General features: G+C 50.7%; 18 protein-coding genes. 4 read left to right on the top strand and 14 right to left on the bottom strand.

All coding sequences use genetic code 11. The annotated features are described in order from the left end of the window. Positions 1 to 126 precede the first annotated feature (126 nt). Positions 127 to 996: an AraC family transcriptional regulator gene (locus H8S52_RS08560; protein ID WP_186909642.1), complete on the top strand. Its 870-nt coding sequence runs from the start codon at positions 127 to 129 to the stop codon at positions 994 to 996. 94 nt (positions 997 to 1090) lie between these two features. Here the strand turns inward: H8S52_RS08560 and H8S52_RS08565 are convergent, their stop codons facing one another. The 14 genes from H8S52_RS08565 to dxs all read right to left on the bottom strand — a co-directional run bounded on the left by H8S52_RS08565 (position 1091) and on the right by dxs (position 16766). Then, positions 1091 to 2530 carry an NADH-quinone oxidoreductase subunit N gene (locus H8S52_RS08565; RefSeq protein ID WP_117902826.1) on the bottom strand — a complete coding sequence of 480 codons (1440 nt, stop codon included), beginning with the start codon at positions 2528 to 2530 and terminating at the stop codon, positions 1091 to 1093. Between the two features lie 26 nt (positions 2531 to 2556). After that, a complete protein-coding gene (locus H8S52_RS08570; protein ID WP_005657494.1) occupies positions 2557 to 4044 on the bottom strand; it encodes a NuoM family protein in 1488 nt (495 codons plus the stop codon). A gap of 70 nt (positions 4045 to 4114) precedes the next feature. Further along, the gene (gene nuoL, locus H8S52_RS08575) at positions 4115 to 6028 is read right to left on the bottom strand and encodes an NADH-quinone oxidoreductase subunit L (protein WP_016661905.1); all 1914 of its coding nucleotides are present in this window, start codon (positions 6026 to 6028) and stop codon (positions 4115 to 4117) included. A 173-nt stretch (positions 6029 to 6201) separates the two neighbouring features. Beyond that, complete coding sequence (nuoK, locus tag H8S52_RS08580; protein WP_004289123.1) at positions 6202 to 6510, bottom strand: NADH-quinone oxidoreductase subunit NuoK; 309 nt, start codon at positions 6508 to 6510, stop codon at positions 6202 to 6204. Between the two features lie 5 nt (positions 6511 to 6515). Then, positions 6516 to 7028, bottom strand: coding sequence for an NADH-quinone oxidoreductase subunit J (locus tag H8S52_RS08585; protein ID WP_005657487.1), 513 nt, complete (start codon positions 7026 to 7028; stop codon positions 6516 to 6518). 29 nt (positions 7029 to 7057) lie between these two features. Further along, on the bottom strand, positions 7058 to 7567 hold the full coding sequence (locus H8S52_RS08590) for a 4Fe-4S dicluster domain-containing protein (RefSeq protein WP_117906568.1): 510 nt from the start codon (positions 7565 to 7567) through the stop codon (positions 7058 to 7060). Between the two features lie 59 nt (positions 7568 to 7626). Continuing rightward, positions 7627 to 8703, bottom strand: coding sequence for an NADH-quinone oxidoreductase subunit NuoH (gene nuoH, locus H8S52_RS08595; RefSeq protein ID WP_005657484.1), 1077 nt, complete (start codon positions 8701 to 8703; stop codon positions 7627 to 7629). Positions 8704 to 8782: 79 nt separating this feature from the next. After that, positions 8783 to 10375 carry an NADH-quinone oxidoreductase subunit D gene (locus tag H8S52_RS08600; RefSeq protein WP_186909643.1) on the bottom strand — a complete coding sequence of 531 codons (1593 nt, stop codon included), beginning with the start codon at positions 10373 to 10375 and terminating at the stop codon, positions 8783 to 8785. A 14-nt stretch (positions 10376 to 10389) separates the two neighbouring features. Continuing rightward, a complete protein-coding gene (locus tag H8S52_RS08605) occupies positions 10390 to 10977 on the bottom strand; it encodes an NADH-quinone oxidoreductase subunit B (protein WP_005657479.1) in 588 nt (195 codons plus the stop codon). Continuing rightward, positions 10968 to 11318 (bottom strand): NADH-quinone oxidoreductase subunit A, encoded by a 351-nt coding sequence (locus tag H8S52_RS08610; RefSeq protein WP_005657477.1) that lies wholly within the window; start codon positions 11316 to 11318, stop codon positions 10968 to 10970. Before H8S52_RS08610 ends, H8S52_RS08605 begins: the two co-directional genes overlap by 10 nt. A gap of 98 nt (positions 11319 to 11416) precedes the next feature. Continuing rightward, the gene (locus H8S52_RS08615) at positions 11417 to 11764 is read right to left on the bottom strand and encodes a hypothetical protein (protein ID WP_186909658.1); all 348 of its coding nucleotides are present in this window, start codon (positions 11762 to 11764) and stop codon (positions 11417 to 11419) included. Positions 11765 to 11890: 126 nt separating this feature from the next. Continuing rightward, the gene (locus tag H8S52_RS08620) at positions 11891 to 13342 is read right to left on the bottom strand and encodes a TrkH family potassium uptake protein (RefSeq protein WP_022103917.1); all 1452 of its coding nucleotides are present in this window, start codon (positions 13340 to 13342) and stop codon (positions 11891 to 11893) included. Between the two features lie 88 nt (positions 13343 to 13430). Then, positions 13431 to 14771, bottom strand: a complete 1341-nt coding sequence (gene trkA, locus H8S52_RS08625) for a Trk system potassium transporter TrkA (protein WP_117906566.1) — start codon at positions 14769 to 14771, stop codon at positions 13431 to 13433. 87 nt (positions 14772 to 14858) lie between these two features. Then, positions 14859 to 16766, bottom strand: a complete 1908-nt coding sequence (gene dxs, locus H8S52_RS08630) for a 1-deoxy-D-xylulose-5-phosphate synthase (RefSeq protein WP_186909644.1) — start codon at positions 16764 to 16766, stop codon at positions 14859 to 14861. Between the two features lie 410 nt (positions 16767 to 17176). Here dxs and H8S52_RS08635 point away from each other — a divergent pair, with 410 nt between their 5' ends. The 3 genes from H8S52_RS08635 (at position 17177) to H8S52_RS08645 (ending at position 21010) form a co-directional block, all read left to right on the top strand. Further along, complete coding sequence (locus H8S52_RS08635) at positions 17177 to 18166, top strand: GSCFA domain-containing protein (protein ID WP_186909645.1); 990 nt, start codon at positions 17177 to 17179, stop codon at positions 18164 to 18166. After that, the gene (locus tag H8S52_RS08640; RefSeq protein ID WP_186909646.1) at positions 18142 to 20673 is read left to right on the top strand and encodes a bifunctional UDP-N-acetylmuramoyl-tripeptide:D-alanyl-D-alanine ligase/alanine racemase; all 2532 of its coding nucleotides are present in this window, start codon (positions 18142 to 18144) and stop codon (positions 20671 to 20673) included. The genes H8S52_RS08635 and H8S52_RS08640 overlap by 25 nt, the downstream gene beginning before the upstream one ends. A 121-nt stretch (positions 20674 to 20794) precedes the next feature. After that, complete coding sequence (locus H8S52_RS08645) at positions 20795 to 21010, top strand: twin-arginine translocase TatA/TatE family subunit (protein ID WP_016661901.1); 216 nt, start codon at positions 20795 to 20797, stop codon at positions 21008 to 21010. Positions 21011 to 21020 lie beyond the last annotated feature (10 nt).

The raw sequence follows: 21020 nt of genomic DNA on the forward strand, positions 1-21020 counted from the left end.
TCTTTCCGTTTCCCTTTGTATTTTCTTTTTTTCCCGCAGACTTATTGTTATTATTCGCTATCTTTGTGTAAGGATAGGATGCGGCTCGGCAAACCGGGAGATGCCGTATCAACATCAGGCAGTGTTATGAGACAGATAATAAACGAACAGCTCCAGATATCAGAGTCCAACCCGATAAAGGCGCGCTATTACGACTACGACCGCTTCACTTACCCCTGGCATTTCCACAGCCAGTACGAAATAATCTATGTGAAGAAAAGCTGCGGCCGTTGCTTTGTGGGCGATTGCATAGAGCGTTTTTCGGAAGGCGATGTGGTATTGTTCGGTCCCAGCCTGCCTCATTATATGCGGAGTGACGATGCTTATCACGGCGATAATCCCCGGTTGCGGGTGCAAGGAACTATCATTCAGTTTGAGGAGAACTTCATGCAATACTCGTTCGACCATTATCCGCAGTTTCACCAGATACGGGTGTTGCTGAAAGAGGCCAGACGGGGTGTTGTCTTTCACACGGCCGATGCCGGTCCGGTACGCGACATGGTATCCGCTTTTCCCGAACTGAAAGGATTCGGACAGATAATCGGTTTGCTGGATTTATTGCAGGCATTGGCGGTATCCGTCCCAAGAAGGATGCTGGCAAGCCCTTGCTACTATGAGAAGTTCCCCACAGCGGGAAACAAGCGTATCGATAAAATCATCTCCTTTATCAACAGCAACTACACCCGTTCCCTCAAGCTCGACGAGATAGCCGAAATGGCGAATATGAACAGCAGCGCCTTTTGCCGTTTCTTCAAGGACGCCACGGAAAAGACTTTCCTGCAATATGTGGCGGACATGCGCATAGGTTATGCCTGCAAACTGCTGACCATCGGCGATATGGAGGTTTCACAGATAGCTGTGGAGTGCGGGTTCGACTCTATTCCGCATTTCAACCGCACCTTCAAGCAACTGACGGGACTGACACCGACGCAGTACCGGAACCAGATAATGAAATGATTTCCCCCCCTTCACCCTCCGTCTCCCATAAACAGGAGTGTGCGAAAGGGTGAAGGGGGGATGTGGTAAAAGTTATTTTACGGAATTTCGACCGTTACATACCGAACGAGAACTTGTCGATGGACTGGTATACCACGCTGGCAATACTCAGCGCCACGATGCCCAGCGTACAGATGGCAAGGCCGGCACGCGTGTAGTTATCGCTACGGAAAGCGGCGATAGGCTCATCGCTCTTGTTGATGTACATTGCCTTTACAATCTTCAGATAGTAGTAAAGCGACAGAATCGTATTGATTAACGCAATGAACACCAGCAGATGAAAACCGCTTTCGAATGCCGCCGCAAAGATGAAGAACTTCGAGAAGAAGCCTGCGAACGGCGGAATACCTGCCAGCGAGAACAGTGCCAGCGTCATAAGGAAAGCCAGCTTGGGGTTGGTGGTGTACAATCCGTTGTAATCTTCCAGTGTAAACTTATCGGCGCGCAATGCTACAATCGTGATAACGGTAAAGACGGCGAGGTTGGCAAACAGGTAAATCAGTACGTAGTACACCAGCGACGTCATACCCAGCGACGTTCCGCTGATAACACCCAGCATGATGTAACCGGCTTGCGAGATACTGGAGAACGCCATCAACCGTTTCAGGTTCTCCTGACGCAGTGCAAAGAGGTTGGCGAGCGTGATAGAGGCGATGATAACCCAGTAGAGCACTTCCTGCCATTGCGCCGCCATCGGTGCGAATACCTTATAGAGGATGGTCATCAGCACGAATGCCGCCGCACCTTTGGAGATAACGCTCAGGTAAGCGGTTACCGTACTCGGAGCACCTTCGTATACGTCGGCCGTCCACAGATGGAAAGGCACTAGCGAAATCTTGAATCCCATGCCGGAGAAGAAGAATACGAATGCCATAATCTGCAACGGGCTTCCGTCCAGATGTGCCGGAATATCGGCAAAGTAGAGTGTGCCTACCGTACCGTATATCAGCGAAATGCCGTAAAGCAGCAGTCCGCTGGAGAAGAGTGCGGTAAGGATGTACTTGGCGCCTGCTTCGGCAGAGTGGTGGCGGTACTTGTCGAAAGCCACCAGCGCAGCCATAGGGATGCTGGCCGTTTCCAATCCGATGAAGAACATCAGGAAGTGCCCGGCGGAAATCATGAAGTACATACCCAGCAGCGTGGAGAGTGTCAGTACATAGAACTCGCCCTGCTTGATTGCCGCATCGGGGCGGCGCATCCACTCGTGCGCCATAAGGAACACGATGAGCGTACCTACGCTGAGAATGGATTTGACGATACTCTGTATCGGCTGGTTATGGTACATCCCGCCGAAAGCGTCGGCTGCCGGACCGGGAACGATGGTTATAAGCGTATGGACGATGAGCAGGGCAACGGGCAGCATGGTGTTCAACATCGGCTTGCCGTCATGCTTGTGCGCATCCGGACTCATGAAGAGGTCGGCTATGAAGAGGATAACGATAACCGCTATCAGCGACAGCTCTTCTTTCATTAATAGAAATTGGGAGTAATCCATGTTATTTGGTGATTAGTGATTAGTGTTTAGTGAGTGGCTAATAGGTTGACTACCGGCAGCACGCTGTCTCCAATCATGTTGCTTATCCACAGCGGAGCAAGACCCAGTCCGGCTACGCAGGCAATGAGGATGATTACGGCGGTACGTTCGTCCCAGGTGGCATCGGTCAATGTCAGGTGGTGCTTGTTGGTACAGGTTCCGTAGAGGATTTTACCGACAAGGCGCAGGATGTAGACTGCGGTAATCACGATACTCGTACAAGCGATGACGGTCCATGCGCGGTGGAAGGTATCGGGGTGCTGGAAAGCGCCGTTGAAGATTGTCATTTCGGCAATGAAACCGCTGAGTCCCGGCAGACCGAGGTTGGCCAGACCGGCGATGACGTAGGATACGGCCAGGAAAGGCATAATCTTCATCAGTCCGCTAAGCTCGCGTACGTCGCGTGTGTGCGTCCGTCCGTATATCATACCGATAAGGGCGAAGAACAGGGCGGTCATCAATCCGTGGGAAAGCATTTGCAGCACGGCACCCGTACAGGCCGTCCGGTTCATCATCAGGATGGCGAAAAGCACCAGTCCGCAGTGCGATACGGAAGAGTAGGCGTTGATGTACTTCAGGTCGGTCTGCACGCAAGCGGAGAATGCGCCGTACACTACGGAGATACCCGTCAGTACGAGGAATATCCAGCCCAGCTCCTGTGCGGCTTCGGGCATCAGGTACATGGCGATGCGGAAACAGCCGTAGCCGCCCAGCTTCATCAGTACGCCTGCATGCAGCATGCTGACGGCGGTAGGTGCGGATGCATGACCGTCGGGGCTCCAGGTATGGAACGGGAACAGAGCGCCCAGCACGCCGAAACCGAGGAAGGTAAGCGGGAACCAGATGCGTTGTTGCTCCACGGGGATATTGTGCAGTTGGGCTATCTCCAGCAGGTTCATGGTGGTGGCGCCGCTACCGAAGTAGATACCGAGGATACCGATAAGCAGGAAAGCGGAACCGCCCATCAGCATCAGCGTCAGTTTCATGGCAGCGTATTCCTTGCGTCCCGAGCCCCATACGCCAATCAGCAGGTACATCGGGATGAGCGCTACCTCGTAGAACATGAACATGGTGAACAGGTCGGTCGAGATAAAGAAACCGAACACACCCATCGACAGCAGGGTGAACCACAGGAAATATTCTTTGGTCAGTGGTTGCAGACGCCAGGAAGCGAATGTACCCGTAAACACGATAATGGCCGAGAGCAGCAGCATGGCTACCGAGATGCCGTCCACCCCTACGGAATAGTGGATGTTGAGGGCGGGATACCAGGCTACATCGGCACGGAACAACATTTCATCCGTAGCGCCGCCGTGACGGGCTTGCAGGTAGACGACGGTCAGTCCGACGGCTGCAACGAGCAATGCCGAAGCGCCGGCTACCATCACCGCACGTATCTGTGCGATATTACGGCTGAGCCAGAGGCCCAACAGCATCAGCAAGGGGATGAGTACGAATATGGATAAGAAATTCATCTTTATAATATGGTATTAATTGTTATTGTTCTATATGGTTGATACATCACTATCAATTTCCGTTTCTCGTTTACAGCAACAGCAACAGTATCAGTGCAAGCGTACCCAGCAGGAATACGAAAGTGTATTGCTGGATGCGTCCGCTTTGCAGGCCGCGTATCTCGTCGCTGGTGGCATTGGCGCCCCAGGCAAGGAAATCGAAGAAGCCGTCCACCACATGACGGTCCCACCAGGCAATGGGGCGGCTGATGCAGCCGAAGATGATGCGGTGGGTGATGAACTGGTAGACCTCATCGATGTAGAAGCGGTGATAGGCTGCCGTCCACAAGCCGTTGAAGCGGCGGGCAAGCGCATCGGCAACCGGCTGCTTTTCGCCTTTATACATAAAAGTGGCCACGGCTATGGAGATAACCGCAATGGCAATGCTTGTTCCTGCCACGCCCCAGTCGAGGTGGATGGTATAGGCTTCGCCGTTGGAGCTGACGAAGTGGCCGAAAGGAATAAATCCGGCAACTATCGTAACTGCGGCAAGGAACATCAGGGGAACGGTCATGGCAAGGGGCGACTCGTGAGGCGTGTGCTGATGGCTGTGGCTTTCATCGCTTGCCGATTTCTGCCCCGGCTCCGAACTGCCCCAGAAAATGCCGTAATACAGTCTGAACATATAGAATGCGGTCATGGCGGCAATCACCGTCATAATCCAACCCATGACGGGGCTGAACCGGAAGCAGGCCGTCAGTATCTCGTCCTTGGAGAAGAATCCGGAGAACGGGGGAATGCCGGCAATGGCAAGGCAGGCTATCAGGAAGGTGATGTGCGTAACCGGCATGTATTTGCGCAGGCCGCCCATGGCGGACATCTCGTTGCTGTGCACCGCATGGATGATGCTTCCTGCACCGAGGAACAGCAACGCCTTGAACATGGCGTGCGTAAACAAGTGGAACATGCCTGCCATATAACCCAGTCCGCCTTCGTGCGGGTCTGTGGATGTACATACGCCGAGCGCTACCATCATAAAGCCTATCTGCGAGATGGTGGAGAAGGCGAGTACACGCTTGATGTCACTCTGCACACAAGCCACGCTGGCGGCATAGAATGCGGTGAATGCGCCTACATAGGCCACGAGGTGCAGCACGTGGGGCGCATAGTCGATGAACAGCGGGAACATGCGTGCCACCAGGTATACGCCTGCCACCACCATCGTAGCGGCATGAATCAGTGCGCTCACCGGAGTAGGACCTTCCATGGCATCGGGCAGCCAGATGTGCAGCGGGAACATGGCGCTCTTGCCGGCTCCGCCGATGAACATCAGTCCCAGCGCCAGCGGAATCATGGCAGCGCCGCCTTTCAGCAAGGCCATTTCATTGGGTTGGAAAGTGTAGGTTCCGGCATAGTAACCGTAAACCAGGATACCGATAAGGAAGCCCAGGTCGGCAAAGCGGGTCACGATAAACGCTTTCTTGCTGGCGGCGATTGCTGCGGGTTTCGTGTAGTAGAAGCCTATCAGCAGGTAGGAAGACACACCCACCAGCTCCCAGAACAGATACATCTGGAAGATATTGGTTGCCACCACCAGTCCGAGCATGGACATCGTAAACAGCGAGAGGAAAGCGTAGTAGCGTTGGAAGCCGCGTTCGCCTTTCATATAGCCGAAAGAGTAGAGGTGTACCATGAACGATACGGTACTTATGACAATCAGCATCATTACCGATATGGGGTCGAGCAGGATGCCCAGGTCAATGCTGAGTGTCGGCGTAAACGGCAGCCATGTGCAGTTGTAAGGCATCAGTGTGGCAAATGTGCCGTCTGCCAGCCGCGGGGCGGTGAAATAGTGTATTGCGGTGAGGTAGGAGAGTACCGCCACTGCACCCAGCACAGCCGTGCCGATGAGTCCGGCAGTGCGGTGCGACATCCATTTGCCGCCCAGTCCCAACACAAGGAACGAGAGCAAAGGAAGGAGAAGGATTAGAATCGTATATTCCATAATTGTTGAATTGAAAATTGAAAATGGAGAATTGAGAAATGCTGCTCAGTCTCTCTTTTTGTCTTTGTTGAATGGCTCATTATGCAGGCGGTCTGCACAACTCTATGCAGGGTGTCTGCACAGTGCTATGCAGGACATCTGCACAGGCTTATGCAGGATGCCTGCACAGGCATCTACCATTTGAGTTCGTCCAGCTTGTTCACCTGTATGCTGCGGATATTGCGATAGATGTTAATCATGATGGCAATGGCCACGGCCGTTTCGGCTGCCGAGATGGCAATGGAGAACAGGGAGAAGAAGTAACCTTCCAGTCCGCCGGGAAACAGGAAACGGTTGAATACCGCGAAGTTGATGTCCGTAGCATTCAGTATCAACTCAATTGAAATCAGTATCGCCAACGTATTGCGGCGGGTAAAGAACCCGTAGATGCCGGCGAAGAACATGATAGCCGAGACTATCAGGTAATATTCCATGTGTATCATAAATCTTATCTTTTACGTGCTATTAACAATCCGCCTACGATACATGCCAGCAGCAGGATGCTGACGGCCTCGAAGGGCAATAGGTAACCGTATTTGTCGCCGCTCAGCATGTGGTGGCCGATGGTCTTGATATTGACTTCGAGCGGTTCGATGTCTGTGGTGGCGATGAACTTATGTTTCAGGGTTATGAACAGTACGATGACGGCTCCTGCCACGGTAGCGCCCAGTCCGGCAAGGAACTTGCTGCGTTTCAGCTTGGCCGCCATGTCGCCTTCGCCGCTGGTGAGCAGAATGGAGAAGACATAGAGCACGACGATACCGCCCGCATAGACCATAATCTGTACCGAACCGAGGAACGTATATCCCAGCAGGAAGTAGATGCCTGCCGTGCCGAAAAGCACGAACAGCAGGTATGTGGCCGAACGTACCATGCGTCTGGTGGTTACCGTCAGTATGGAGAATACGCTGATGAAGGCCGCAAGGAAGTAAAATACTATTGTTTCAAGATTAAATTCCATGTTATTGATTACTAATTATGAATGACTGATTACTTCGCTGCTTCAGGCTGGGGAGCGGCGGGTTTCTTCTTCTCTTCTACGTGACTGCCCGGATGGTTCAGCGTCAGTACCAGTTTGCTGCGGTCGAATACGGCATGCTCGAAGTTCTGGTCGAACGTAATGGCGTTGTGCGGGCAGGCATTGACGCAAAGCTGGCAGAATATGCACGAACCGAGGTCGTATTCGTACTTCGCCAATATCTTCTTTTTCTTGCCGTCTTCCGTTTCTATCGTCTGGCTCGTCACCTTGATGGTGTCGTTGGGGCAAGCCGTCTGGCACAAGCCGCAGGCCACGCAATGGTGTTCGTTCTTCTCGTTGTGGGGCATTGTCAGCGTGCCGCGGAAACGTTCGGAGAGTTTCAGCGTCTTCCGGTTTTCCGGATACTGTTCGGTGGTCTTCTTCCGCCAGAAAACGGTCATGGTGGTTTTCATGCCCGTCAGCAGGGAAGTGATACCGTGTATGAGGCTGCCTATGTAAGAATTATGTTCTTTTTCTTTCATTGTTGTAATTATTATTTAGTGTTGCCCGAAAGGAAATATTGCTCCGGTGCTGTGCCGGCTTAGAAATGCAATTCAAATACTACGATTAATACCATTAGAATCAGGTTCACCATGCTGATGGGAACCAGATATTTCCATTCGAGGTTCAGAATCTGGTCGATACGCAGACGCGGGAATGTCCATTTAATCCACATCAGCAGGAACACCACGAAGAATGCCTTGCCGAAGAACCATACAAAGCCCGGAATGTAGTCCATTACAGCGTTGAAGCCGTCCAGGCCCACGATGTGCAACGGCATCCAGCCGCCTAAGAATATCGTGGCCGCCACACTCGCTACGATGAACAGGTTCAGGTACTCTGCCAGGTAGAAAAAGCCGAAGCCCATACCGGAGTATTCCGTATGATAGCCTGCCGTCAGCTCGCTTTCGGCCTCGGGCAAGTCGAACGGACCGCGGTTGGTTTCCGCATTGCCGGCAATCAGATAGATGATGAAAGCTATCAGAGCCGGGATGTGTCCTTTGAAGATGAACCAGCCGTCGGCTTGTCCGGCTACGATTTCGGAGAACTGCATCGTACCCATCAGGACTACCATCGTCAGGATGCTCAGTCCGCACGAGAGTTCGTAACTGATGATTTGCGCACCGCTTCGCATGGCTCCGATAAGCGAGAACTTATTGTTGGAACTCCAGCCGGCAAGCAGGATACCTACCACGCCGATGCTCGAAGCGGCAAGCAGGAAGAACACGCCCACGTTGAAGTCCAGCACTTCCAGGCCTTTGCTGACAGGCAGGCAGGCGAAGGTGAGGAACGAGGCTATGATGACCATGAACGGCGCCAGGTTGTAGAGGAATCGGTCGGAGAACTTCAGGTCGATGATTTCCTTGGTCAACATCTTGATAACGTCGCACGGCACTTGGAGCAACCCCCATTTTCCTACACGCATCGGACCGAGGCGGCATTGGAAAAAGGCGCATATCTTGCGCTCCATGTAAATCAGGATAATGGCAAGCACTGCATACATCAGGATGATGCATACGCCTATCACTACACATTCAAGAAACACCGCCAGACCTTCCGGCATGAGGGAGGTCAGCATCTGGTGAATCCAATTGGTTACTATACTAAAGTCAAACATCTGTTTATTTACGGTTTTACGATTTACGATTTGATGTATGTCTGCTGTCTGTTATTGACGTTCTTTTTGCTTTTTACCGTTATCGGTCGATATCGGGTACTACATAGTCCAATGTACCGCCGATAGCGATAAGGTCGGCAATCTTTGCACCGCGGCAAATCGTATCTACGGTAGATACCAGCGGAAGCCCTGTGCTGCGGAAGTGCAGGCGGTAGGGTGTCTTGTCGCCGTGGCTCTCAAGGAATACGCCGAACTCGCCGCGGCTGCCTTCTACGGCAGCGTAGTAAGTACCTTCCGGTACGCGGATAATCGGTTTCATCTTCTCCTGGTATGCACCTTCGGGGATATTGTCTATCAGCTGTTCGATGATTTTCAGGCTCTCCATGATTTCGTCCATACGGATGAGGTAGCGTGCCCAGGAGTCGCCCTCGGTGCGGACAATCTCTTTGAAGTCAACCTTGCCATACACCCCGTAAGGCATGCGCTTGCGTACGTCGCACGCCCAACCGCTGGCACGGCCCGTACCGCCGGTGGCTCCGAACGCTATGGCATCTTCACGGGAGAGTACGCCTACGCCTTTCAGACGCTGCTGCGCAATGATGTTTCCTGTAAACACGTCGTGGTATTCGTGCAGGATGCCGCGCAGGTATGGGATGAACTCTTTGACTTTCTTCTGGAAGTCGGGGGCGATGTCGGCTTGCACGCCGCCAATCGTATTGTAGTTCATGATGAGGCGTCCGCCGCAGGTTCCTTCGAAGATGTCGAGAATCTTTTCACGGTCGCGGAAGCCGTAGAAGAAGGCGGTCAGCGCGCCGAGGTCCATTGCCAGGCAGGAGTAGAAAAGCAGGTGCGAGTCGATGCGCTGCAACTCGTCCATGATGGTACGGATGTACTGCACACGTTCGCTTACCTCTATGCCCATGGCTTTTTCGATACACATACACAAGGCATGGCGGTTCTGGTGAGCGCCCAGGTAGTCCAGACGGTCGGTCAGCGCCAGTGTCTGCGGGTATGTAAGGCTTTCGCACATCTTTTCGATACCCCGGTGGATATATCCGCAGTTGGCATCGATTTTTTTGATGATTTCTCCTTCCAGCGATACGCGGAAACGCATTACACCGTGGGTTGCGGGGTGTTGGGGACCGATGTTCACCACATATTCGTCGTCGCCGAAGAGTTGCGTTTCCTTGTTCTTTACCGTTCCGTCCGGGTTCAGTTCCAGTTCGGTGGTGGTATCAACCGTTTCCTCATTGTCCATGCGCAGCGGGTTCTGTGCTTCCGGGTCATCGTCTTTACGCATCGGGTACCCTACCCAGTCGTTGCGCAGGTAGAGGCGGCGCATGTCGGGGTGTCCTACGAATACCACGCCGTAGAAGTCGAACACTTCACGCTCCAGAAAGTCTGCCGCTTTCCAGATGTCGCATACAGAGGGAAGTTCGGGATGCTCGCGGTCGGGAGTGGCGGTGCGAATGGCAGTCCGCTTGCCGGTAACGGTGGATTCCAACTGATACACCACGCCAAGTCCGCGCGGAGTGTCGGGAGTGTCTTTGGCGGCATCCGGTTGGCCCCAGTCCATACCGGTGAGGCATTCCAGAAAGTCCATTTGTTCTTCCTGCCGCAGGCGCAGCATTTCGTCATGCAAGGCTGCGGGTTCTATATATCTTATTTCCATACTCATATTCATATTCATTCTTCCGGTCTTTCTTCTTTTTGGTTTACACCGCCAAAGTATTTCTCTATTTTTACTTTACGCTGCAACTGCATCATTCCGTAGTAGAATGCTTCGGGGCGGGGAGGGCATCCGGGGATATATACGTCCACCGGCAAAATCTTGTCTACTCCGTTCACAACGTGGTAGGACTTCTTGAACGGGCCGCCGCTGACAGCGCAACCGCCTACGGCTATCACATATTTAGGGTCTGCCATCTGGTCGTACAAGCGTTTCAGCACCGGAGCCATCTTGTTCGTGATTGTTCCGCACACCATAATCATATCTGCCTGGCGCGGACTGGCACGGGCTACCTCAAACCCGAAGCGCGCCATATCGTAGCGGGCTGCACCGAGGGCCATGAATTCGATACCGCAACAGCTGGTTGCAAACGTAAGCGGCCACAGCGAATTGCTGCGTCCCCAATCGATGAAATCGTCCAGAACGCCGATAGCCACATTAGCGCCGCCGGCATTAAGTTCCCGAACCAATTTCTCCAACGTTTCGTTGTCTGTAAACTCCTCATAAGGGATGGATTTTATTTTGGGTTTCTTCGTTACTTCCATTCCAACGCTCCTTTCCTCCAGGCATATGCAAGGCCCAGAACCAATATAATAAGGAAAAATAAAATACTGAAAAGTCCGGCAGCTCCCAGTTCGCGTGCTATGACTGCCCACGGAAACAGGAACACCGTCTCCACTTCAAACATCAGAAACAGGATGGCAAACAAGTAGTAACCTACCCGAAACTGCATCCATGATTTACCGCGGGTGGGAATACCACATTCGTACGGCTCCATTTTCTGCACATTGTACGAACGGGGGGCTATCGCATTGGACAATGCGATGACGATACCCACGAAAGCAATTGCCGTCAGCAAGACGGCTACCAACAAAGTAAAGTTCATAAATCCGATAAGATTTTAGATATATAAAATATAGATATACAGCACTAAAACAGCGATAAAGCGATAAGGTGACAAGGTGATAATGCTTTGCCCTTTCCTTAAATGATAATCTTCCTTAACCCGATTATGTAATAATGCGGACCGGGCACGGTAAGACAGTGTACATTCGGCATACAGTCATAGCTTTGCGCACGCAGCAGTTGCTGCATACGGATAATATCAGTGCGCAACAGGAAGCTTTTGTTGTTTGGAACCTGCTGGCTTTCCACATGTTCCAGGCAAGAAGCGGCGGATGATGTATGTCTGTAATAATTATGAATGATCTGTTGGGGGGTAGGCGCCTGCGTCAAAATGCAACTCTCTGCTTTGCAGCCGGCCGGAGCGCACAAAAAATCCGCAGCCTCTATTGCACCGTTGTGTAATAAAACCGCGAGTATGGCTATCATACAATATTTTATGCACTGTTTCATACCTCCCTATCTCTTTTCAGGGCGCAAAGATATAACAAGTATCTCTCATTTTGCTATCTCCGCATAACAAAATAAGGCTATTTTTACACTTTTTATCCTAAATCAATTCCGTTTCCAGAATTCCGGGGTGAACAAAAGTAAGACGGTGAACAATTCCAGACGCCCCAATAACATGAGGAATGACAGTAACCATTTGGCCGCATCGGGCAGGGCATTCCATGAATATGCCGGACCGGTGTCACCCAATCCGGGGCCCATATTGCCGATGCTGGATACAACACAACCGATGGACTCTTCAGCACCTATCCCCATCCCCATCATTATCAGTATGCTGATGATGATAATGATAAAATATAGAAAGAAAAATGCCAACACGGTGGATACGATGGAAGGGGGGATTACTTGTTTGTTTATACGCACCGGCAACACTGCGTTGGGATGGAGGAGGTGCTTGCACTCATTGCGGGATACTTTGGCCAGAATGACCATACGGATACATTTCAGACCGCCGGAAGTGCTGCCGGCACAAGCTCCCATCACCATGACAATGGTAAGAAGCCCCCAAAGCACAGGTGTCCATAACATATAGTCGTCTGTGGCAAAGCCGGTGGAGGTGTGCAGCGATATGACCTGGAACAATGATTTGCGGAAAGCCTCTTCCGCATCCATTGAACCTGTGTAATAGAGCACTGCGGCTATCACACCGGTAAAGCCTGCTACCGACCAGAAATACCATTTCAGCTCGGCATTGTCAATTACCTTTTTGAATTTCCGATTGACAAAGAACAGCAATAGCGTAAAGTTGATGCCGGAAATAAACATGAAAATGGAGATTACATATTCTATATAAGGAGAATTGTAATAGGCCACACTTGCCTGCTTGGTGGAGAAACCACCCGTGCCCGTAGTAGCAAAGGCATGGCATACGCTGTCGAACCAGTTCATGCCGCCCAGCATTAACAAGACTACAAGTATGAGAGTGAGTCCAGCATAGATGCTCCATATCCATTTGGCTGTGATGCCGATGCGCGGATGCACCTTGTCGTGCGTGGGGCCGCTGGCTTCGGCGGCAAACACCTGCAGGCCGCTGACCCCGAAGATGGGTAATACGGCAATCGTAAACATGATAATTCCCAAACCGCCTATCCATTGTGTCATACCGCGCCAGAACAGCAATCCGTGAGGAAGCGATTCTATATTATCCAGCACGGTGGCTCCCGTACTTGTAAAACCGGACATGGTTTCAAAGAAAGCATTCGTGATGTCAGGGACATATCCGCTGATGTAGAAAGGCAACATACCGAAAAGAGAAAAAGCCACCCAGGCAAAGCTGACCAGGACGTAACCGTCGCGGCGGGTAAGTTGTTTCTCACCGCCTTTTCCGGCGATAGCCATGAGCAGGCCCACTCCTGCTGTGATACCTGCCGATTTCCAGAAATCGAGGAGGGCTTCGTCATTATAGTAGTACGATATTGCCGAACATGCCAGCAACATGACTGTCTCCAGCAGTAGCAGAATACCGATAATCCGTATAATTGTCTTAAAGTTAATCACGCTTGTTTGGATTTTAAGTCGTTAATTTTGAATTATGGGACGGGGCGCAGGTGCAGCCAATTCATAATTCAGAATTTAGAACTCCCGATTAATTAAAGTATTTTTCGATTTTCTTAATCATCATGTTCAGGCAGAATACCACCACGTGGTCGCCGGGCTGTATTTGCGTGTTACCCATAACTACCACACCCTCGCCGTTGCGTATCAGTCCGCCGATGGTTGTCCCTTTGGGCAGGCCGAGGTCCTTTACCGGATGTTTGGTTATCTTTGAGCCTGCCTTGACGGTAAACTCCGCTACATCGGCATTGGCAAAGGTGAGGCATTTTACGTTGCTCACATCGGCATCCAGCATCATCTGGTAGATATGGCTGGCGGCAATCATCTTCTTGTTGATGACCGTGCCGATGTCGAGGCTTTCAGCCATGCCTATATAGTCGATATTTTCTACTTCGGCTACGGTTTTTCTTACACCCATGCGTTTTGCCGCCAGGCAGGCAAGAATGTTTGTTTCCGAGTTTCCGGTCAGTGCCACAAAGGCTTCGGTATTCTTCAATCCTTCTTCTATGAGCAGGTCCATATCCCGTCCGTCGCCGTTGATAATCATTGTCTTGTCATCCAGCAGTTCGGTCAGGCGGTTACAGCGGTTCAGGTCGTTGTCCACGATTTTCACCTGCATATAGTCGGGAACATATTGTGCGGTACGTACGGCGATGCGGCTTCCACCCATAATCATGACATTGCGTACGTCGGCATAATCTTCTTTGCCTGCTATCTTGCGGATATACGGTACGAATTTGCGGGTAGTCGTGAAATAAACAATATCATGCAGTTTTATAACATCATCGCCGCGGGGAATCAGTGTTTCGTTACCGCGCTTGATGGCTACCACGTGATAAGGCAATTCCGGTCCGCCCAACTGATGCAGGGGAATGTTCAGGATTTCTGCTTTTTCGCGCATCTTGGCGCCTATCAGAATCAATGCGCCCCCGCAAAATTCCCACCATTGGCGTACCCAGCTCATACGGATGGAAGATACAATCTCTTTTGCCGCAAGCATTTCCGGGTAGATAAGCGAATCTACTCCTAACTTCTGGAAAAATTCCTTATTTTTGGGCAGCAGATATTCGTAATTGTCAATACGACCTACGGTTTTTACCGCACCCAGGTTGGTTGCAAGCATACAGGCGGTAATGTTACGGCTTTCGTCGGGAGTAACGGCAATGAACAGGTCGGCCTCTCCCGCTCCCACCTCTTTCAATCCTTTTATGGAAGTGGGGGAGGCGTTAACGGTCATCAGGTCGAAGTTGGAACTGAGCGTGCTCATCCTTTCCTCGTTGTCGTCTATTAATATGATGTCTTGCTTCTCGCGCGACAATAGTTTGGCCAAATGTGTGCCTACTGCACCGGCACCTGCAATGATTATCTTCACAATGCTTTAAGAAATGAAGAATAAAGAATCAGGAATGAAGAACTGCCTTACGGACGGCTTGCATAACGCAGCCCGGCTCTTCATTCATCATTCCTCATTCTTAATTAATATATTATAGATTCCTTCTTCGTCCATTCCGCACAGCCGGTGCAGCTCCTGTACCGTACCATGTTCTATGAATGCGTCGGGTACACCGATGCGCTCGACGTGCGGGGTATAGTCGTTGTCTGCCATGAATTCCAGCACGGCGCTTCCCATGCCTCCTTTTCGTGTGCCGTCCTCTATGGTGACGATGCGCTTGAAGTTACGTCCTGCTTCATGCAGCAATGCCTCGTCCAGCGGCTTGAGGAAACGCAGGTCGTAATGGGCTATGGAGAGCCCTTTTTCCGCTTCTGCCCGTTCGATGGCGTGTGCGGCAGTGTTTCCTATCGGTCCGATGGTGATGACGGCAATATCCTTTCCGTCCTTCAGTTTGCGCCCTTTGCCCACGGGGACTTCTTCGAGCGGACACTTCCAGTCCACCAGTACGCCTCGTCCGCGGGGATAACGGATTACGAACGGACCTTTGTCCGGCAGTTGTGCCGTGTACATGAGGCGGCGCAATTCATGTTCGTCCATGGGCGAGGATATGGTCAGGTTCGGGATAGGGCGGAAGTAGGCAAGGTCGTATACGCCATGATGCGTCGGACCATCCTCTCCTACCAGTCCGGCGCGGTCCAGACAAAGGACAACGGGCAGCCTCAGGAGGGCAATGTCGTGTATCACATTGTCGTATGCCCGCTGCATGAAAGACGAGTAGATGTTGCAGAAGGGCTGCATGCCTTCCTTTGCCATGCCGCCGGAGAATGTGGCTGCATGCCCTTCGGCAATGCCTACATCGAATGCACGGTCGGGCATGGACTTCATCAATAGGTTCATGGAGCATCCTGTGGGCATGGCAGGAGTAACTCCCACTATCTTCGGATTTTTCTCTGCCAGTTCTACCAACGTCTCTCCGAACACGGTCTGGTACAGAGGGGGCAGGTTGCTGGTGTCGGTGGTGATGCGCTCTCCGGTTTCGGGATCGAATCTGCCCGGTGCATGCCAGATGCCTGGGTCTTTTTCGGCAGGTTCGAAGCCTTTGCCTTTTACGGTGTGCAGATGAAGTATTTTAGGGCCTTTCAAGTCCTTGATGTCCCGTAGGATGCGGGCAAGATTCTTCACATCGTGTCCGTTTATGGGACCGAAATAACGGATGTTCATCCCCTCGAAGATGTTCTGTTGTTGGGCTGCCATTGATTTCAGACTGTTGGAGAAGCGGATGAGCGCTTTGCGCCGGTCCTCGTTCAGTACACCCATTTTGAACAGCATTTTGGATGCTTTGAAGCGTAGCTGGTTGTAGCGGTTGGAAGTTGTCAGGTTAAAGAGATATTGCTTCATGCCACCCACACTGCGGTCTATCGCCATGTCGTTGTCGTTGAGGATAATCAACAGGTTGTTGGTGGTGGACGAAGCATTGTTCAAGCCTTCGAAAGCCAGTCCTCCGCTCATGCTGCCGTCGCCAATGACGGCTACTACGTGGCGGTCTTTTTCTCCTTTCTTGGCTGCTGCGACAGCCATACCCAAAGCCGCCGAAATGGAATTGGAGGCATGTCCGCAGGCAAAGGTGTCATAATCGCTTTCTACGGGAGTGGGAAAAGGACGTATGCCTTTGAATTTGCGGTTGGTGCAGAAAGCCTCGCGACGTCCGGTGAGCATCTTATGCCCGTAAGCCTGATGCCCCACATCCCATACAATGCGGTCGTATGGAGTGTTGTAGACGTAATGCAGCGCAACGGTCAGTTCAACAGTGCCCAGGCTTGCGGCAAAGTGTCCCGGATTGCAAGAAAGTTCCTGAATGATGTCTTGTCTTAATTCCTTACATATCTCCGGAAGTTGTTCCACGCTCAATTTGCGCAAATCCTCCGGATAGGAAATGGAATTCAGCAAGCTATATATTGTAGGTTCTGTTTTCATTACTGTACTGAAAATTACAAAATGCAAAAATAGCAAAAGAAAACGGATGGCTGTATCATTTTGTCTGTTTTTTGTTTTGCCGCTTGTCTTTTGCGGGAATTTGTCCGGACGTTTTCGCCTCTTTTAACAGAAATGCTTTCCCTTTGCGAAGCGAGTTTACCGGATTGGCGTACGGGATATGTCCGACACCCGGGTCTTGGTATGTCCGACACCCGGGTCTTGGCATGTCTGACATCCGGGTCTTGGTATGTCTGACACCCGGGTGTCAGACACGGTGTTCTTGCATACGCGGATATGTATAGTTGCCTGAAGAAGCAACGGAGCATGTCCTTTGCGGTTTTTAGAAGGTGCTTTTCCGGTTTTTGCAGTATTTCTTTGTATCTTTGCAGCCCCATTGAATTAAGTTACGTATGAACTTCATTACTCCTGTCGAACTTCCCGCCCATCTGCCTTGCTTGCGGCATACGGACCACTTGCTGCTGCTGGGCTCCTGCTTTGCAGCCAATATGGGCGCAAGGTTTACCGAAGCGAAATTTTCCTGCGATGTCAATCCTTACGGCGTACTTTATAACCCTCTGTCCATATCCTCCGCTTTGCGTGAAATCGTATTTGGGAAAGTGTATGGTAAGGAAGACCTGTTTTTCTTTCGCGATTGCTGGCATAGTCCCATGCATCACGGGGATTTCTCGTCACCGTTGGCAGACGAAACGTTGAAGAGAATCAACGGACGGATTGCCGGTGCGCACGAACAGATTTTCCGTTCGGCGTGTTTGCTACTGACTTTCGGCACGTCCTGGGTGTATGAACAAAAAAATACGGGGCGTATCGTGGGCAACTGCCATAAGCTGCCCGAGAAGGAGTTTACCCGCAGGCGGCTGACAGTCGATGAAATTGTGTCGGACTATGTTTCGCTGCTATCGGGGCTGCTGGTGCGCAACTCCGGATTGAAGGTGATATTTACCGTCAGCCCTATCCGCCATATACGCGAAGGCATGCATGCCAATCAGCTCAGTAAGTCCGTCTTGCTGCTGGCTGTAGACAGACTGCAAGCTGCTTTTCCGGAGAATGTATTCTATTTTCCCGCCTATGAATTGGTTTTGGATGAATTGCGGGATTACCGCTTCTACGCTGAAGATATGGTGCATCCCTCCGAAGTGGCTGTGCAGTATGTGTGGGAACGCTTCTCGTCCGCCTGTTTTTCGCCGGAGACGTTACAGATCATAGAAGAAAGTGAAAATATACGTAGAGCATTGGCTCATAAGCCTTTTCACCCGGATTCTGAAGAGTATAAGCGTTTTTTAGGACAAATTGTGTTAAAAATAGACCGACTTAACGGAAAATACCCGTACTTAGACTTCCAAAAGGAAAGAGAATTATGTCATACACGATTGAAGATATAGCTCGCATCATCGGTGCGCGGCGGATAGGGGATAGGCCTGCCGCTATCGACTGGTTGCTTACAGACAGCCGTTCCCTGAGTTTTCCCGAAGAAACACTGTTTTTTGCCTTGCCTACAAAGCGGAATGACGGTACCCGTTATATCCGTGATTTGTATGCGCGCGGCATACGTAATTTTGTGGTCAGCGAAGAGAGGCTGAATGAGGTTGGAATCGGAGAACCGAAAGTTGAAGACGCCGCACGGCAGGAAACTGTGGATACTGCTGCGATGCAGCCGGCTTTCAACTTACTGGTCGTTCCCAACCCGTTGAAAGCCTTGCAGAAACTGGCAGAGCAACATCGGGACCGGTTTCAGATTCCTGTTATCGGCATTACAGGCAGCAACGGAAAAACCATTGTGAAGGAGTGGCTGCATCAGTTGCTGAGTCCCGAACGGATGATAACACGCTCTCCCCGCAGCTACAATTCCCAGATAGGCGTACCTTTGTCCGTGTGGCAGATGAGTGAACAAACGGAGCTTGCCATATTAGAGGCCGGTATCTCGGAACCGGGAGAAATGCGTGCCTTACAGAATATTATCAAACCTACAATCGGTATCCTGACAAATATAGGAGGCGCACATCAGGAGAATTTCTTCTCTTTGCAGGAGAAATGTATGGAGAAGCTGGCTCTCTTTAAGAATTGCGATGTGGTGATTTATAATGGTGACGACGAGTTTATCAACAATTGTGTGGGTAAATCCATGCTTGCCGCCCGTGAAATAGCATGGAGCAGGAAAGATATGGAGCGTCCGTTATATATAAGTAAAGTGGAGAAACAGGAAGATTCCACTGTTATTTCCTATCGTTATTTGGATATGGACAATACGTTTACATTGCCTTTTATAGATGATGCTTCTATTGAAAATTCGCTGAACTGCCTGGCGGCCTGCCTGTATCTGATGCTTCCTGCCGAACAGATAACGGAACGCATGGCAAAGCTGGAACCGGTAGCAATGCGTTTGGAAGTAAAGGAAGGCAAAAACGGATGCCTGCTGATAAATGACAGTTATAACTCTGATCTCGGTTCGTTGGATATAGCGCTTGATTTTCTGTACCGTCGCTCGCAGAGTAAGGGTCTGAAGCGGACGCTTATCCTTTCGGATATATTGGAGACGGGACAGAATACGCCGACTCTCTACCGTCAGGTGGCACAGTTGGTAAACAGCCGGGGGATAGAGCGCATAATCGGTGTGGGAAATGAAATATCTTCATGTGCCGCACGGTTTAGTATCGAGAAGACTTTTTATCCGGATACGGCTACGCTGATTGAAGCCATTGGCCGGGGAGAGCTCCGGCTGGAGAATGAAATAATTCTGATTAAAGGGGCGCGTAAGTTCGGTTTCGATGCGTTGACGGAAGCCTTGGAGAAGAAAGTGCACGAAACGATATTGGAGGTAAATCTCGGTGCAATGATCGCTAATCTGAATCATTATCGCGGCAAGCTAAAACCTGAAACCAAAATGGTGTGTATGGTGAAGGCTTCCGCCTATGGCGCAGGTTCGTATGAAATAGCCAGGACTTTGCAGGAGCATCATGTGGATTATCTGGCTGTTGCTGTTGCCGATGAAGGGTCGGATTTACGTAAAGCGGGCATTACGGCAAGCATTATCATTATGAATCCGGAGATGACGGCATTCAAGACGATGTTCGACTATAAACTGGAACCGGAAGTTTACAGTTTCCATTTGTTGGATGCGCTGATTAAAGAAGCTGAGAAAGAAGGTATCACCAATTTTCCCATTCATGTGAAACTGGATACCGGCATGCACCGGTTGGGATTTGCTCCGGAAGATATGCCCCGGCTCATAGAACGTCTGAAAGGACAGAATGCGGTTATTCCCCGTTCGGTATTCTCCCATTTTGTAGGAAGCGACGCTCAGCAGTTCGATGCTTTTACGCGTAAACAGATAGAAACTTTTGAAAAGGCTTCCATGCTGCTGCAGGAGGCGTTTCCGTATAAAATACTTCGTCATATTTGTAATTCGGCCGGTATAGAGCGCTTTCCGGGAGCACAGTTTGATATGGTGCGGTTGGGAATCGGATTGTATGGCATCAGTCCGATAGATAATTCTATAATGCATAACGTCAGTACGTTAAAGACTACCATCCTGCAGATTCGTGATGTGCCCGAAGAAGATACGGTGGGATATAGCCGCAAGGGACATTTGACGCGTCCTTCACGTATTGCTGCCATTCCTATCGGCTATGCCGACGGGTTGAACCGTCACTTGGGCAATGGACACGCCTATTGCCTGGTGAACGGACAGCGTGCTCCTTATGTGGGCAATATCTGTATGGATGTTTGTATGATTGATGTTACTGACATTGATTGCAAAGAAGGCGACAGCGTTGAGATTTTCGGAGATCATCTTCCTATAACCGTCCTCTCCGATGTGCTCGGGACAATTCCCTACGAAGTGCTTACAAGTGTTTCGACACGTGTGAAGAGGGTGTATTATCAGGATTGAGAAGATGACAAGGCATAAAGTATGGATTATACTTCATATTTTATACTTTATACTTTGTATTTCGTGCTTCGTACTTCATAAATCTTCTTATCTTTGCAATCAAATTTAATCCGATATGATTATGACAAACTTACTTTTATTAGGTTTCTTGCCCAGCGGTTCCGAATGGATTATCATTGCATTGGTTATCTTGCTGCTGTTTGGCGGTAAGAAAATTCCTGAACTGATGCGCGGTTTGGGAAAAGGCGTAAAGAGTTTCAAAGAAGGGGTAAACGAGGCTAAAGACGAAATCAATAAAGCAAAGGAAGAGGTGGACAAACCTGTAGATAATAAGTAATAAGGTGATG

Origin of the sequence: Bacteroides sp. NSJ-48 (genome assembly GCF_014287405.1) — a bacterium.
GTDB lineage: Bacteria > Bacteroidota > Bacteroidia > Bacteroidales > Bacteroidaceae > Bacteroides > Bacteroides stercoris.

What these genes read in the sequence shown, in the direction of transcription:
- H8S52_RS08590 (WP_117906568.1), bottom strand. Translation starts at nt 7,567, where the DNA reads ATGAAAGAAAAAGAACATAATTCTTACATAGGCAGCCTCATACACGGT.
- H8S52_RS08585 (WP_005657487.1), bottom strand. Translation starts at nt 7,028, where the DNA reads ATGGAATTTAATCTTGAAACAATAGTATTTTACTTCCTTGCGGCCTTC.
- H8S52_RS08610 (WP_005657477.1), bottom strand. Translation starts at nt 11,318, where the DNA reads ATGAACTTTACTTTGTTGGTAGCCGTCTTGCTGACGGCAATTGCTTTC.
- nuoH (WP_005657484.1), bottom strand. Translation starts at nt 8,703, where the DNA reads ATGTTTGACTTTAGTATAGTAACCAATTGGATTCACCAGATGCTGACC.
- H8S52_RS08640 (WP_186909646.1), top strand. Translation starts at nt 18,142, where the DNA reads ATGTCATACACGATTGAAGATATAGCTCGCATCATCGGTGCGCGGCGG.
- H8S52_RS08570 (WP_005657494.1), bottom strand. Translation starts at nt 4,044, where the DNA reads ATGAATTTCTTATCCATATTCGTACTCATCCCCTTGCTGATGCTGTTG.
- H8S52_RS08600 (WP_186909643.1), bottom strand. Translation starts at nt 10,375, where the DNA reads ATGGAAATAAGATATATAGAACCCGCAGCCTTGCATGACGAAATGCTG.
- nuoK (WP_004289123.1), bottom strand. Translation starts at nt 6,510, where the DNA reads ATGATACACATGGAATATTACCTGATAGTCTCGGCTATCATGTTCTTC.
- H8S52_RS08635 (WP_186909645.1), top strand. Translation starts at nt 17,177, where the DNA reads ATGAACTTCATTACTCCTGTCGAACTTCCCGCCCATCTGCCTTGCTTG.
- H8S52_RS08605 (WP_005657479.1), bottom strand. Translation starts at nt 10,977, where the DNA reads ATGGAAGTAACGAAGAAACCCAAAATAAAATCCATCCCTTATGAGGAG.
- nuoL (WP_016661905.1), bottom strand. Translation starts at nt 6,028, where the DNA reads ATGGAATATACGATTCTAATCCTTCTCCTTCCTTTGCTCTCGTTCCTT.
- H8S52_RS08560 (WP_186909642.1), top strand. Translation starts at nt 127, where the DNA reads ATGAGACAGATAATAAACGAACAGCTCCAGATATCAGAGTCCAACCCG.
- dxs (WP_186909644.1), bottom strand. Translation starts at nt 16,766, where the DNA reads ATGAAAACAGAACCTACAATATATAGCTTGCTGAATTCCATTTCCTAT.
- H8S52_RS08615 (WP_186909658.1), bottom strand. Translation starts at nt 11,764, where the DNA reads ATGATAGCCATACTCGCGGTTTTATTACACAACGGTGCAATAGAGGCT.
- H8S52_RS08645 (WP_016661901.1), top strand. Translation starts at nt 20,795, where the DNA reads ATGACAAACTTACTTTTATTAGGTTTCTTGCCCAGCGGTTCCGAATGG.
- H8S52_RS08565 (WP_117902826.1), bottom strand. Translation starts at nt 2,530, where the DNA reads ATGGATTACTCCCAATTTCTATTAATGAAAGAAGAGCTGTCGCTGATA.